The sequence below is a fragment of the Acinetobacter sp. ANC 4204 genome (assembly GCF_002135205.1).
Lineage (GTDB): Bacteria > Pseudomonadota > Gammaproteobacteria > Pseudomonadales > Moraxellaceae > Acinetobacter.
On record NZ_NEFZ01000010.1, the window covers coordinates 135955 to 151814 of the forward strand.

10 protein-coding genes and 1 pseudogene are annotated in these 15860 nt (G+C 39.7%); all 11 read right to left on the bottom strand.

What is annotated here, in order from left to right; genetic code table 11:
- Positions 1–65: 65 nt before the first annotated feature.
- Positions 66–734 carry a sarcosine oxidase subunit gamma gene (locus B9T36_RS16850; protein WP_086210602.1) on the bottom strand — a complete coding sequence of 223 codons (669 nt, stop codon included), beginning with the start codon at positions 732–734 and terminating at the stop codon, positions 66–68.
- 2 nt (positions 735–736) lie between these two features.
- Positions 737–3652 (bottom strand): glycine cleavage T C-terminal barrel domain-containing protein, encoded by a 2916-nt coding sequence (locus tag B9T36_RS16855; RefSeq protein WP_086210603.1) that lies wholly within the window; start codon positions 3650–3652, stop codon positions 737–739.
- Positions 3649–3981 (bottom strand): sarcosine oxidase subunit delta, encoded by a 333-nt coding sequence (locus B9T36_RS16860; protein ID WP_086210604.1) that lies wholly within the window; start codon positions 3979–3981, stop codon positions 3649–3651. Before B9T36_RS16860 ends, B9T36_RS16855 begins: the two co-directional genes overlap by 4 nt.
- Positions 3982–3993: 12 nt before the next feature.
- A complete protein-coding gene (locus B9T36_RS16865; RefSeq protein WP_086210605.1) occupies positions 3994–5232 on the bottom strand; it encodes an FAD-dependent oxidoreductase in 1239 nt (412 codons plus the stop codon).
- Positions 5233–5274: 42 nt separating this feature from the next.
- On the bottom strand, positions 5275–6168 hold the full coding sequence (folD, locus tag B9T36_RS16870; RefSeq protein WP_086210606.1) for a bifunctional methylenetetrahydrofolate dehydrogenase/methenyltetrahydrofolate cyclohydrolase FolD: 894 nt from the start codon (positions 6166–6168) through the stop codon (positions 5275–5277).
- On the bottom strand, positions 6165–7031 hold the full coding sequence (gene purU / locus B9T36_RS16875) for a formyltetrahydrofolate deformylase (protein ID WP_086210607.1): 867 nt from the start codon (positions 7029–7031) through the stop codon (positions 6165–6167). The genes folD and purU overlap by 4 nt, the downstream gene beginning before the upstream one ends.
- A gap of 766 nt (positions 7032–7797) precedes the next feature.
- Positions 7798–8729, bottom strand: a pseudogene (locus B9T36_RS16885) (IS5 family transposase).
- Between the two features lie 81 nt (positions 8730–8810).
- Entirely contained in the window at positions 8811–9575 is a 765-nt protein-coding gene (locus tag B9T36_RS16890; protein WP_086210609.1) for an OmpA family protein, read from the bottom strand.
- A 6-nt stretch (positions 9576–9581) separates the two neighbouring features.
- Complete coding sequence (tagF, locus tag B9T36_RS16895) at positions 9582–10538, bottom strand: type VI secretion system-associated protein TagF (RefSeq protein WP_086210610.1); 957 nt, start codon at positions 10536–10538, stop codon at positions 9582–9584.
- Between the two features lie 36 nt (positions 10539–10574).
- Complete coding sequence (tssM, locus tag B9T36_RS16900; RefSeq protein ID WP_086210611.1) at positions 10575–14396, bottom strand: type VI secretion system membrane subunit TssM; 3822 nt, start codon at positions 14394–14396, stop codon at positions 10575–10577.
- A 24-nt stretch (positions 14397–14420) separates the two neighbouring features.
- Complete coding sequence (locus B9T36_RS16905) at positions 14421–15860, bottom strand: hypothetical protein (RefSeq protein ID WP_086210612.1); 1440 nt, start codon at positions 15858–15860, stop codon at positions 14421–14423.

Genomic DNA, 15860 nt, shown 5'->3' on the forward strand with positions numbered 1-15860 from the left:
CAATACCGATCTGAACATTAGGTTGGGGAAAATGATCAAATCGGTATTTGATTGGCTATATCGGTTTAGAAGATGGCTTCAATACCTGCCACCTGCCCATCAAATTCGTCAATTGCATCAATCAAGACGTCCCAGAGGTATAAAGCAGCCGCACGGTCACACAGCAGATTAAACTTTTGGGTTTGAGCATCACTGACATTAATCACAATCGCATTAATCCGTGCAATAGAGGTCTGCGCTATTTGTCCCACTGCAAATTCTTCCTGATGCAAATTCACGCCACAAAGTTTTGCCATGACCAGCGCTACATGCTGCCCTGTTAACTGAATCCATGCATGACTGTCTTGACGCGGCAATAAATAGTTTGCCCGCTCATCCAACGTCCAGCCTTGTTCAAGCTGGCTGACACGTTCACCAAAGTCATGCAGTGAACCCAATATACAATATTCAGTGAAGGATAAGCGCGTAACCCAACTACCATCCTCTTGCTCTAATGCCTGATTCGGCTTTTCTGGTAATGTAAAACCATAGGAATTTAGATATTCTGCTGCATCTTGCCCACGAAAACCGACTCGAGATAAATTGGTTAAATCGACGATTGCACACTGCTGAATCTGTTTTTCTGCGGCTATATCTATATCTTTTAAAAATTGTTTACCCAAGCCAAAAGTTTGATAGGACGCAGTCGTACTTTTCGCAATCGGGCTACGTTCCACTTCGTATAATGTGTTCATATTTAAATCTCCTGACGTTGGTTTTTCGGATCATAGAAAGGGGCTTTTACCACCGTCGCATGCACCACATGACCTTTTTCTACCCGAATCGGGAATTGCTGTCCAATTTCACTTTGCTCGATGCCGACATAAGCCATGCCAATAATTTGATTTAGCGTAGGCGAGTATTCACATGAGGTAATATTTCCAGAAATATCATTACCATCCAATACAATATGACCTTCAAGTGGCTTTTCTTGAGTTTTATCTAAAACAAAAGAGACCAATTTACGTTTTAAATTTTGTGCCTCTAAAATTTCAATGGATCGTTTACCCACAAACCAAGGTTTACTCCGTGCCACTGCCCAACCCAAATCAACTTCTTGAGGATGAGTCATACCATCGGTATCTTGGCTAATGATGATATGGCCTTTTTCTAAACGTAACAGACGTTGGCTTTCTACCCCAAATGGTCGCATGTCAAAGTCTTGACCTGCTTGCATCAGTTTATCCCACATAAATTCACCATAGCGTGCGGGAAAGTGGATTTCATAGCCCAATTCACCCACAAATCCAACCCGTAAAATACGGACTGGAATGCCATAAATGGTTCCTACACGAAGTCCTAAATATGGAAAAGCTGCATTGGATAAGTCCACATCCTGACAAACCATTTGCATCACTGCACGTGAGTTTGGCCCCGCAATATTCACCGCTGCAAGTGCTGTAGTGACATTGGTAATATCCACATTCAAACGCCATTGCACATTCCACTTCAGCATTTGTTGATAGATTCGATCTACACCACTGGTGGTGGCTGTCACGTAAAAATGATTTTCACTGAGGCGCCCTGCAACCCCATCATCAATCACCACACCATCTTCATTCGCCATAACCGCATAGCGGGTTTTACCCACAGGCAACTTGGCGAATCCAAAGGTATAGAGGCGATTTAAGAATTCAGCACTGTCTGAACCACGAATCTCTAAGCCACCCAAAGTCGATACATCAATCATGCCGACATTTTGGCGCACATTCAGCACTTCACTTTCGATGTTTTGCAGACGTTTATTGGCATCACCGTAAAATGCAGGACGTTGCCAATTACCCGCGGGCATCATTTTTGCGCCTGCTTCAATATGACGTGCATGCATTGGGGTTTGACGGTACGGATCAAATCTACGTCCCGCAACATGCGCGAGTTTTTCTGCGGTAAATGGTGGACGTGCAGTGGTTACACCTGTTTCACTGACACTACGATCTGTCGATTTCGCCACTAAACGCGCAGTTGGTAAGGCTGAATGACGACCTTGCGATGGCCCCATACCAACAGTTGAAAAACGCTTAACCAATTGCACATCACGATAGCCGCTCTTGGTGGCATTCACGATATCTTTAATTTGTAAATCTTCATCAAAATCGACAAATTCTTTGCCTTTAGGGTGACTAAAGATCGGCCAAGGAAAATTCACATCTTGATCAGAGAATTGTTGCAACGATAAACCCTCATCAGCTTGCTCCAACGCTCGTGTAGCCGCCAATTTTGCAGTTTGTTGTGCATTTTCTAGAACATGCTCAAGCTTATGTATCCCATTCACTGAACCTGCAACATACAGTCCTTTGGGTAAACCAGAAAGGGTAAATTCAGCTTTGTGATCATCATAACTAAGCTTGGCACCCGCCTGACAAAGCAACTGATACACTGGCATATAACCCGAGGACATACACAGTACATCACATGGGATTGTTTGAGACTCTGTGCCGACTTCTCCTTCAGAGATAATCTTACGAATATCAACACCCGTTACACGATGCATATGTTTTTCATGGAGTGCTTCGTAAACGGTACTGCCCATATAGCACGGGATTTTTTTGGCTTTGAGTGCTCCGTAAAGTGCAGCATCCTTCGCGGTTTCTCGCATGTCGACCAAGGCCACAACATTTAAGCCGGCATCAATTAAATCCAGTGCAGCCAAATAGCCATCATCATTACCTGTCAAAATCGTAATCTTCTGACCCGGTTGAACAGCATAGAGTTTCATTAAACGCTGCACCGCACTGGTTAAAATCACCCCCGGTAAATCATTATTTCGAAATACCACAGGTTGATCAAAGCTACCACTTGCCACAATACATTGCTTCGCGCGGACTTTATATAAACGCTTGCCTTGAATCACAGGCAGATAATGATCGGTAAACCATGCATTACAGATGGACTCCGTCATTACGGTAATATTGGCATGCTGCTCGACTGCACTCAGTAGTTGTTGACGTAAAGCATTGGCTTTTTCACCTTTAAGGTCGAAACGTGCATAGTTCAGGCTACCACCGAGAATTTTATCTTGCTCAATTAGCAATACCTTTGCGCCAGCATCTGCTGCACTGAGCGCTGCTTGCAGCCCCGCTGGACCAGCACCCACAATCGCGATATCGGTAAATAAATAAGCCTTGTCGTAATATTCAGGTTCAAAATTGAGGTCCAATACCCCTAAACCTGCTTTTTTACGAATGATTGGTTCCCAAAGTTTCCACACGCCTTTCGGTTTATAAAACGAGCGATAATAGAACCCGACAGGCATAAATTTGGAAAATCTTCCTAAAAATGCGTCCGAGTCTTTCATCAGGGAACCTGAGAAATTTTGCCCACTAGAAACCAATCCAGAATGAATGATTGTCGTATCTGCTAACACATTGGCTTCATGTGGCAATTGGATTAAGGTATTGGCATCTTGACCAGCCATCGTGAGTGGCGCACGTGGACGATGGTACTTAAACGAACGGGACATCACCCAACGCTGGTTGGCAATCAAGGCACTGGCGATGCTATCCCCTGCGAAACCTTTAAATTTTTCAGCGTCAAATTCGAATTCAATTTCTTGGCTACGATCAAGTAATGTACCGTAAGGCAAAGGGAGTCGGGGTAAGTTTAAATTGCTCATGTTAATGACTCCTTCTGTTGCTGTGCGACAGCTGTTTTTTTACTTTCTACGGCTACAAATTCAACGCGCGTATTAAAAATTTCTTTGGCATCAAAAGTTCGGATAATTTCATCTGTTACGGTATGGCGTTCTGCGATAAACCAGTAACTACTGGGGGTATGCATCCACCATTCACGTACAATTCCTGCGGTGTTATCGCTATTAAAAACGTAGTCTGCCCATTCAATATCGGTACAGGTATTTTGATCTGGCATCTGTTTGACTTCACCGCCATAGGTAAATTCACTGATGTTACGAGGTCCATTCAAAGGACAATGCATAATTTTCATCTGATATTCTCCTTAATGGCTCGCAGCCGTTGCACCCATTTCATTCACTTGTTGGAAGCGACTAAAACGTTCTAATTCAAAAGGTTTAATCATTTCTGGTGTGCGACCTGTCGCCACCATTTCTGCCATGGTTTTTCCACAAATTGGCGTTGCCTTAAAGCCCCAAGTGCCCCAACCTGCATCCAAGTAATAATTGTCATAAGGCGATTTACCCATAATCGGGCTATAGTCTGGTGTCATGTCGGTGATGCCCGCCCATTGACGCATCAGTTTGGCATTGGCCATAAAGGGGAACATTTCAATTGCATGGGCAAGTAAACTTTCTTTTAAATCTAAAGTTGAACGCGTGTTATAGAGCGGATAAGGATCGGAACCGCCACCAAATACAATTTCCCCACGGCTGGTTTGTTGCACATAACAATGCAAAGCCGAAGAACTCACCAAAGGATTCAGGAAGGGTTTAAACGGTTGCGTGACCATGGCTTGTAAGGGATAAGTATGAATCGGTGCACGAATTTTCAACTTATTCATTAAAATAGAGGATGCTCCTGCAATCGCCTGAACAATACAGCCGCATTGCACTGTGCCACGATTGGTTTTCACAGCAGTAACTTTATTATTCTCGATCACAAAGTCTTGTACTTCAGTTAACTGATGAATTTCTACCCCACGTTTGGCTGCTTCTTTGGCATAACCCCAAGCAACGGCATCATGTCGTGCGGTTGCACCATCGATATGCCATAGGCCTGCTAGAACGGGTAAATGTCCTGGGTCTAAATTCAAGCAAGGAACGAGTTCTTTAATTTGTTGGCGGTCAATCATTTCTGTCCGACCACCAAAATGCTTATTCACTTCTGCGCGCTGACGGAATGCGCGCACCGTTGAATCTGTATGCGCTAAAGTCAATTGCCCGCGTTCAGAGTACATAATGTTAAAGTCAAACTCATTCGAGAGATCTTTAAACATACGTACCGATTCAGCATAAAATTTCACACCTTCAGAAGTTAAATAGTTCGAACGAATAACAGCAGTATTTCGCGCTGTATTACCACCACCAAGGTAGGACTTTTCCAATACCGCAATATTGGTAATCCCATGATATTTAGATAAATAATAGGCTGTTGCTAAACCATGACCACCGCCACCAATAATGACAACATCATAGTGTGATTTCAGCTCCTTCGGTGGAGGTAAATCCACTTCCACTGGATATTCATTACTTAATCCATACTTCAGTAGGCTAAATGGCATGGCGTAATCCTCCGCGGTGCGATGTAGCACCTATCAAAAATTCTATAAATTTGGATACTGCAAACGGACAGCTTGTACTGTGTTTTTCATAAGATAGGCAATCGTCATTGGACCCACGCCCCCTGGCACTGGAGTAATTGCACTCACCATCGGTAAGACATCATTGAAGTCGACATCCCCTACTAAGCGAGGTTTTCCATCTTTGATAATTCGGTTAATTCCTACATCAATAACTACGGCATCAGCTTTTAAATAGGATGCAGTAACCATATTTGGCTTTCCGACAGCTGCGACTAAAATATCGGCTTGTTGGCAGACTAGATGTAAGTCTTGAGTCTTAGAATGTACAACGGTAACTGTACAATTCTCTTTTAACAGCAATGCAGCCATGGGCTTGCCTACAATATTTGAACGACCGATAATAACGGCATGTAGACCACTCAAATCTTGACCTAAAGTTTCTTTAATTAAGCGTACGCAACCCGTTGGGGTACATGGTGTAAGTACGTCTCGCCCTTGGCTCAGCCCACCGACATTTTCACTGTGAAAGCCATCGACATCTTTTTTAGGATCAATGTGTTCTAACACTCTTATTTCATCAATTTGTTTGGGCAATGGCAGTTGCACCAATATGCCATGTACGTTTGGATCACTATTTAAAGCATCAATGGTTTTAAGTAAATCTGTTTCACTTAACTGTTCATCAAAACGAAACTCTAAAGAACAGATGCCAACAAATTTGGCTTTTTCGACTTTATTGCGGACGTACACGTGACTGGCAGGATCATCACCCACTAAAACCACCGCCAGACAAGGCTCAATACCTTGTTGTTGCAATGTGATCACATCATCTTTGACTTCTTCTAGCACGCGCTGGGCGATTGCTTTGCCATCAATAATTTTGTCATCATCTTGTTGTAATAAGGCCAGACTCATTTGAACACCACTGTACGGTTATCATTCATAAATACGCGATGTTCTACAAAATATTTCACTGCTTTTGAAAGTGCGATCGTTTCAGTATCACGACCAACTGCAACTAGATCTTCAGGAAGATAAGCATGATCTACACGCTGTACAGCCTGCTCAATAATTGGACCTTCATCTAAGTCACTGGTGACAAAGTGTGCGGTTGCACCGATGAGTTTTACCCCACGGTCAAAGGCTTGATGATAAGGTTTTGCCCCTTTAAAACCTGGTAAAAACGAGTGGTGAATGTTGATGGCACGACCTGCCAATTGTGTGCATAAATTATTTGATAGAATTTGCATATAGCGCGCTAATATCACTAGCTCAGTTTTAGTTTCATCAATGATTTTAAGGAGTTCTTCTTCTTGCTGTTGTTTGGTTTCTTTGGTCACAGGAAGATAAATAAAACGGATACCTTCACGTTCAGCAACTGCACGTAAGTCTAAGTGGTTAGAAACTATTGCCGTAATTTCAAAATTTAACTCACCTTTATGCTGGCGATATAATAAATTCAGTAAGCAATGATCAAACTTACTCACCATAATCATGACTTTCATGGGTTTTTTCTTTTCATAAAACTGTGCATTTAATGAAAATTTCTCTGACACCTCTGCAAAGCCGAGTTTTAGTTGCTCAAGATCTCCATTGCCATCATTGAAGCGAAAAACAATACGAGTAAAAAAGCGTCCAGTAATTTCATCGTCATATTGCGACATTTCACTAATAAAACAATTGTTTCCTGCCAGATAGCCTGAAACTGCAGCGACAATGCCAGAAGCAGCTGGACAAGAAATTTTTAAGACATACTGGTTAACAAGATCGTGAGACATGGTATTTCCTCAATATAAATTTGTAGGAAGTCGGAATCTGAAATTTAAAAATTCTCTTAAAGAATTATTTTTTCCTATTGGGAATTTATATAAGATTTTTTTTTGATCGTCTATCTGTTTTTTATATTTTTATTTATATAAATCAAAACTTTATAGTTATTTTGAACGTAAAGAACCAGGGTAATGTTCACTTGATCATTACCCTGTTAGAGATGTGCCTTTAACATAAAACTTCGACTTTATGATATTGCTTGAGTTGAAGTAATGAAGTGAATGGATTCTCAGATTGGCATAAGTGGTTGAGCTGTTCATGGAATTGGTACTCAAAAATATCATTACAATATATCGCCCACCCTTTGGTTAAATGCGTTTCGGTATTTTCTATATATAGTTCGCATGAGTTTTGTCCGATTAAACGGATATCCTTAATTTTAAATAAGCTGAATTCACCCATTTGAGTTACTCCACTAATCAATCTATTTAAACATTAGCAAGGAATATGCCAGTCTGTTATTTACATATATTTCAATACCATATATTAATTATTTATATTTAAATTCCTCACAGGAAATATTTATGCATTGTTTTTGTGCATTCAGCTACAGCTACGTTTAGTTTTGTTGCATTCTGCTAGCTTTCTTACAAAAAACTTAGCGCATATTCCTTCAGGCCCTTTAGGTGGAGATGTAGGTACTTAATGATTCTCCTATACAGGCTTTGTTGCACAAAGATTTATAATTTGAAGCACTCCCCAACTCACTCAAATTTAAGTTACAACTCGGGTATGAGGTCGGCCTAATTCCGTAAATTTATTCAGTACGGCTATACGGGCATGTATCTCATTGACTTGGCTCCCAAAGTTTCTTGAATATAGTCGATCGCCTAATAATTTAATGCAATGCATTTTGGTTTCGACCAAACTTCGCCGATGATAGCCTGACCATTTTTTCCATAGGTCCTGCCTAAATGTTTAACAGTAAGAAGTAATTCATTTCGCTCTTGCGAATGAACTTTTGTATCTTTCCAAGGCTTTGCATTTTTTCTGGGTGGAATAACTGCATTCGCTTGCCGATCTGCAATGACCTGACGGCATTGTTTTGTGTCATAAGCCCCGTCTGTATAAACTGAATCAATCTGTTCATCCAACGGGATTTGTTCAAGTAAATCCCCAAGGACTTATGAATCGCTCACATTGTTCGTAGTCAACTGTGCAGCCCGTATTTGCAGGGTTTTAGCATCTATACCAATGTGAAGTTTACGCCATTGACGACGATATTCAGGCTGATGTTTCCTACGTTTCCATTCACCTTCACCTAAAAACTTTAAGCCAGTAGAATCAACGAGTAGGTGTAATCCATCACGACTTTTTTGATAGCCAATTGCAAGATCAATATACCTTTGTCTTCTGCAAATGGTGGAATAATCTGGGGCTGTCCAATCTAATCCACAGAGTTTAATCAGGCTTTATACAAAGCCAGTGACCATGCGTAGGGAAAGACGAAATATGGATTTAATCATTAAGCAGCATTGGATAGCTGTATCGGAATAAGTCTGATTTCGACCATGTTTGCTTTTTGGTTGAGCGTACCATTGTGTTTTGGGATCAAACGAAATGGCAATATTCCCACGATTAATGAGAGCTTGGTTATATGTGGACCAATTGGTTGTACGGTAGATTTTAGGTGTAGGCTTATTCATTCGAAAATTATATTATGGAATAAGCCTTTAGAGATAGGTTTGTGCAACAAAGCCATTCAAATGTAACTTTCAATACAAAATTTATATCACATCAAATTCAATTCGACGATTCTTCTTGCGCCCATCAGCCGTAGCATTATCAGCAACAGGTTTATTTGCTCCCATTCCTTCAACACTTAAACGCTCTTCAGCGATATGCTTGTTGAGCAAATAGTTTTTTACAGCAATAGCTCGCTCTTTACTTAAAGCTAGATTCTTTGTCGCATCACCAGAACTATCTGTATGCCCAACAATTCGGACTTTCTTTCCTCCAACCTTATTTAAAGCCAGTGCCATTTCATCTAAAATCTGTGTCCCGCTTACTGCTAAAATGGCACTGCCAGATTCAAATTCGATAATTCGATTTTTAAGCGTATCATCAATAATTTGTTGTTCTGCCTGATTTACAGAAAATTGCGTATTTAAGCGATAAGGCGGTATGACTAAACCCTGAAATAAGTTTGTTATGGGCTGGATATCCGTTGAGTTCATTACTTTTCCATTGAGTTCCATCTGCGTACCACGTACGGACAATTTCCCTTGATGTACTTTTTTTAGCTCTGGAATCACCAAATTCGCTACAGACTCACTCCAACCCGATGGTGCATTTACAGCTTTAACTTGTATTTTATCAATAATTTGATCTGCACCATAAATGCTGTACATTTTAGCTAATATGGTTTGCTTACTGGCTTGATTGGGAACAATGCCTTCTACAATAACCGGCTCTGCCCAAACGTTGACACCGAAAAGCAGTGTTAAACTGAATAGAATTTCCGTTGTTTTAATTTTATAATTTATTTTCATATCTCATTAATCTATAAATGTTTTTTTAAAAATTCTTACGCCTTGCATTAAGCTTAATTGCCTCTCACTTAATGCTTGTTCAAGGGTTGCCAAACCAGCATTTTGCTCTAAATATGGGTCGATCCAATTTGCATTGACCAATGAAACCCAACGACCTGTATCCATTTTTTGTGTAAAAATTTCACTTAATGTAAGAATATCAGCGCCTTGAAAACCAAATAGTAAGATCGGTTTTTCGTCATGAGAAATGCCTATCAAGAGCTCTGCATTTTGATTTTGAATAAAATAACTGATTAACTTGACCCAAAAAGCTGCAATTTCGTAGCAATAAGCAGCGTTATGAATAGGTAAAATCAAAACTTTGGTAAGGCGACTCGTCCCTTGCTGAATAACTGGTTGTAGCAACAAACCTAATCCAATCATACTTTGGGCAAACTCGTAACTACTAATTTTTAGTAATTGTGCAAATGAGTGGATTGTATGATGTTCATAAAATGCAGAGGCTTCAACATGATTAAAAACCTGAATTTCATTCTGTAATTTCGTCAACTTATCCAATAATATATTTTCATCGCGTAGTGACCGCATTACACGGTTTTTTTGAAACAAATCAATCAAAGTTTGTTTATAGCGGTATGGTGCATAAATAATATGCTGGAAACTATCATCAACCTCCAATAAATGGCTTAAGACCATTGGAAATTGGCGCCCTGAACTATCATGGCTTGCAATTAAATTTGCCACAAGAAAATGATTTTCTTGTGGGTTTGCAATGAAAAAGTCTAATGATGGTAATTTCTCATAAGCTTGAGCAAAGTTTTCCGATTGCATCGCATGTTCTAAAGCTTCCGTAATCCATTGGTCAATCACCTGAATTAAAGCATATTGTCCACGTGTTTTTAAGAAATCGCCATGTGCTGGGTATTTTCCATAATATAAAGGCAATGTACGCAGTTCATCCATATCGGCACGCCTCCTTATCCCATGTCTTCCATAAAATCATGAACGTGGCTCCTGCAAATTTGTAGGAGCTTTTAAACTCACCGCTGTTGCTACAGGTGCTGTTTGTGCAGCCACCACACGAACGGATTTAGTTGAAACCACTTGATCAACTAATTGCATACCGTTATAGCTACGTTGCCCTCCTACTCCACCACTAGCATCCCCGCTGATTAAACGGAAGTTAACTTTTACAGCAAGTTCAGGATTTTGTTGATTTTTCCATATCATTTCATAGCTTCCTCCACGTTGCGTACGTTGTGCACTGTCAATTAAACGATTAATCCCGTACTCACCTGGAGCCTCAAAAATCGTATGGGTTTTTCCATCTAAATCAATAGCTGTAATACGTGCACCTGGAATTGCACCTGCATTTGGCCAAACAAAGTTCACCCACTGCTGAACCCCATTTTCATAGAGCATACGTTGTCCATCAATATCAATGGTATATGATAGAAGTTTAGTATTTTCAATTGGGTAAAATTGAAAATTAGATTGATTTTGGGCTACTGATGCAGATGAAGTTTGATTTAACTCTCCTGTGGCCATGCCACGACTTGGCGCAACATAAGTTTGAAAATTTACAACAAATTGTGGATTCAAACTGATACCTAGATCTTTCCAAGTCTTCGATGTCAAAGTATATCCACGACGAATGACCAACGGATCAAGTGTCTCTTTTACATAACGTGCAATACTGCCATTCTCCCCGAGAACTTGACTGATCTCACTGCTGGTGGCTTGTAAAGTTGCAGAAGAGTTAAACGGATATTTCTTACTCAAACCACTATTAAATGGTTGATATACCTGCATTTGCCAAAGTTTATTCATCTCATCTTGTGCTGGAGTAATTAAACTCTCAAATGACTGTGTAAGGGGTGACATAAGTAGCTTTTGTAGTATTTTTTGATCTGGCTCAGACAACCCAACAGACATTTTTTCATCTACCAGTTTTTGCGTTGTATTGAATACTGAATTTTGCTCATTAATGGTAGATTTAACCAAGCTTATTGTAGCTGGCCCAACGTCACCAGAGCTTTTTAGATCATTGAATTTGCTACGAACTTGTGCCAAAGACTGCATATATTCATCAAGCAAAGATTTATTTTGTTGATCATCACGTTTACGGACCAACTGATAAAACATTTGAAACTCGTTGGAAATAGACCCTTGAGCTTGATTTAAGATAGTTGCATTAAGTTTTGCATCATCACGTCTTAAGACTTTACGTTTAAACCAAGCAACAAATCCAGTCTGTGGTGCTGCAAGTTCAGCCATTACAACAGGATTATCCCAACTAGTCTCTGTCGCAACTCGATCAAACACGCTGCGAATTGGTGAGTTTTCTGGTTCACCTAAAACTTGGATAAAATTCGTTTGTTGAGCATAATCACTTGCTTTCGCATAATGTATGCCCGTCAGAAATTTTCTCCACTCCGCAATATATTCCTTTTTATATAAGTCAGTTAGCTGTTTTCTGATTTGATCTGGGCTACCGCTAAAGCTTAAATCGTCAGATTGCGTGCTATTTAGCACCCAATCTTTGGTGTCTGTTGGGCGCTTGGCAACTTCATCAATAGCTTGTTCGATATATTCAGACCATGCGGCATGTGTAAACATGCCTGGTAGTGCATAACTACCTAAAATTGTATTTTGATTCGTCTCACCCAACATCTGTTTTATGGTCAATGCAGGATAACGAACTGCTGCGCGCATTTTGAGTTCATTATAAACACGATCTCGTGCAGGCATGCCTCGTACTACAGACAACAAGGCTTGACGTGCTTGATCCACCACCAGACTATCTGAGCTTAGGACTGGAAACTTAGGATCATTTGTTAAAGTCATGCTATATGACAGCACTTGCTCAGCTTTTTGAATCATTTCACCGCGTGGCATTTGTCCACGATTATTGTCTAACCACGACCGCCAAAAGCGAGTCACTTGGTCACTTAAATGACTGGCATCCATATATTGAGCATTACCCATCATCAAATAGGCTTTTAATGCATTGTATGCATCTTGTGGATTCGTATCACTCGGCTCTAAATATTGCTGTGTTTTTGAAACAGGTGTTAGCTTTACATTGCTATGATTGGTTCGCAATTGCTCTTCATTGGCTTTAACACGTTGTAAATATTGAGTAATATTTTGCTGCGTTGGAACCAATATAATTTGTTGAACACCTTTTAAGTATTCAGTTTTAAGCTTCTCATGCAGCTCATCTCCTTGATATAAACCAAAAGCAAACTTTAGTGGTCGATCTTGCTCAAATTGATCGAGTTGTTGCATACGTTCTTGTAAAATTAACAGTGCGTTAAGCTGTGTGGACAACTCTTGACCTGACTGTTTTTCAAGTAACACAACCTTTTCTAAGTCAGCCTGTACATCGGTAATCAGTTGTTGATTATTACGATAAGACCAAACCCATAGACTTAAAATAAGAGCCACACCAAATAAAGCGGTAACGAATGCAATATACCGTTGACGTTTACGCGTTGGGTTGATGTGTTGCTTAACTAAGTTTTTGTCTTTTAAAATAACGTCTGAAAATAGACCTTTTAAAAAATAACCATGATTTTGTGAAATTGAACGTGTTGGAATACCGCTGTCATTACCCAAACCTTTCTGTAATAAAAAGTCTTGTGCAATTTGTTCAGTCATTGGGCTTTCGATGATACCTTCTTGTAGCGCACTCGTGAAATAAAAACCACGAAAAACAGGCTTAAATTGATAAGGATTATCTTCGAAAAGTGTACCAATAAACGTTTTCAATGCAGGCTTTAAGCTCTTAAACTCCAAAGGAAAAGTCATTACGCTTGGCGAGATATTCTGAGCGTGTCGACGGCTAAGATGTGTGGTACTCACCCCTTTCAAACCGTCGTATAAAATTGAATAATGTTTCTCAAATAACTCAACCGCATGGTTTGATGCATCTGTGCTATAAGGTAACGTTGCGCCCCAAACCTGGTCAAACTCGTTCACTTCATAGCATTCAAAAAACTCTGTAAAACCAGCAATCAAATCCATTTTCGAAAAAACCAGATAAACTGGAGAGAAAACCTCTAAACGTTCAGTTAGATCTTGAATACGTGCACGTAAATTTTTCGCAAGTTTAATTGATTTTTCAGGGCTATTACTGACTAACTCAGCAATACTCACAATCACAATCAAACCGTTAATAGGTGCCTTGGAACGATTCTTTTTTAGAATATTTAATAAACCTAACCACTCAAAATGGTCATCCGCATAAATGGAGTAACGCCCTGCGGTGTCCAATAAGACTCCTTCTGTTGAAAGAAACCAATCACACTGGCGTGTTCCACTTAAACCGGCAGAAACTGATCTTTGATGTGTCTCTTCAAAAGGAAATTTTAGACCCGAGTTATAAATGGCTGAGCTTTTTCCAGCAGCGGGATTACCAATCACCATATACCATGGCAATTCATATAAGGCTGCATTGCCTTTCTTATCGCCTAGTTTAGATTTCCGAATCAATTGGATAGACTCTTTCATTTGTTGTTGAATCAAATGAAGCTCATCGTTGTTTTTCTGCTTTCCATATTCAGCTTTCGTATCATGGGCAATGGCGTCAGCAAGCACCTCACCTTGTGCAGCGTGTCGACGACGCATAATCAATAAATACACACCCCAAATCACAAGCCCTAATACATAACAGATCATTAAAGCCCAAAAAACTTTGGCGGGAATCGTGTTATACATTGCAAATAACGCAACAAAACAAGATAAAGCGATAATGGCCTTAGGATTCGTCACATACTGCCAAACATAACCTAATACGTTGTAAAATAAAGAATTCACGTTACTCTCTTATTCTTTTTTAATTTAAATGGATTGTGCTAATTTTTCATTCATGTCTTCATATGCTTGTATAAAGCAATGCGTTGAAGATTGATCTACGCTATAGATCATTGTCATAAGTTCATCTGGCAAATGCATACCCAGCATAAAACCGAATATTTTCGCCAAATGCTGCGTATCACCAAGACTTTGTTTTGTATAAATAAAATGGTGTGGCTCAATATGGCTTTGACTAAAAGCATGATTGACCTTTTTTATGGTTGGAATATTTGTCATATCATCCAATATCAACACAAAAGGCTGAACGGGCTTCAATTGCTCTAAGCTCAGCATGTGCTCAGTTGGAAGTTGGTCTAAGATATTGTCCACATTTAAACCAATATTCAGTTTTTTTTGTGGTGTAGTCTCTAATAGTTGTAAAAAAGATGCAGCCAAACACCAACTCGATGCATATTCTGAAGGTAAGTAACGATCCGTCAGCCATGTTTTTTCATCTAGCAACTCTTGATCAATTTCAGAGTCAACATTAAGAATCAATGAAATTTCTTCTAGTTGCTTAGACACTTGTGCCAACAACAACACCCAGTCTTTATAGGCAGTTTCCTGACTCAAATAATGATGTTCAATTTGAATTTGTGCAGTGATGATCCCTAAAGACCTTAAATAATGCTCCACAATTTCAAAACTTTGTGTTTCATTCCAAAAATGTAAAACCGACTCAGATAACAAAATATGGATATGAATACGATTCAGTTTCGTTACACTTTTAATGCTTTCCTGATCGTCTTGTACATCAGATGCATATTCACTATTCGGATCAATCCAAGCGGGATGCATTCGATATTCATAAGCTAATTCGCTATCATAAAATAACGCAGATTGTTTTAAGTGCTGCGCAATTTGCCACAATGTTTCAGCATGCTGTTCAAGTTGATGCTCAATCAATGCTTGAATACGCTGGTGACGAGGGTGCTCTATCTCAAATTCATCTTCTTCATCTGCATTTGTAATGACATTGTCTAGCGCTTGTATACGATAGGACAACATTGGAAGCCCATAATTATTCTGTAATTGAGTATCTAACTCAGGGCTTTTAAACTTTTGCAGTTCATCAATAATTGTTTCATTTTCTCCCAAAGCACTATAAGCAGCTGAAGAATAAATATTAAGTTGGATCCATTCGATATCAACAGGTTTTGCTTGTTTTTCTACAGCTTCTATCTGTTGACTTTGTGCCAATTCATCTTGCTTTCGTTGCTCTTTACGTTGTTGTTGTGCTTTCCATACTCTGTAGATAGCCCAAGGCAACCATAAAATCACACTGATCAATAAGGGAAGTAAAAGCAAATGACGAACTAAATCAATTGCACTTGGGTCATAACCAGTATCACGCCAATAAAAAACAACAACACCACACACCAGTAACAATGAGCTCACAAGTGTTGCAATAAAAAGTTTAAGCAT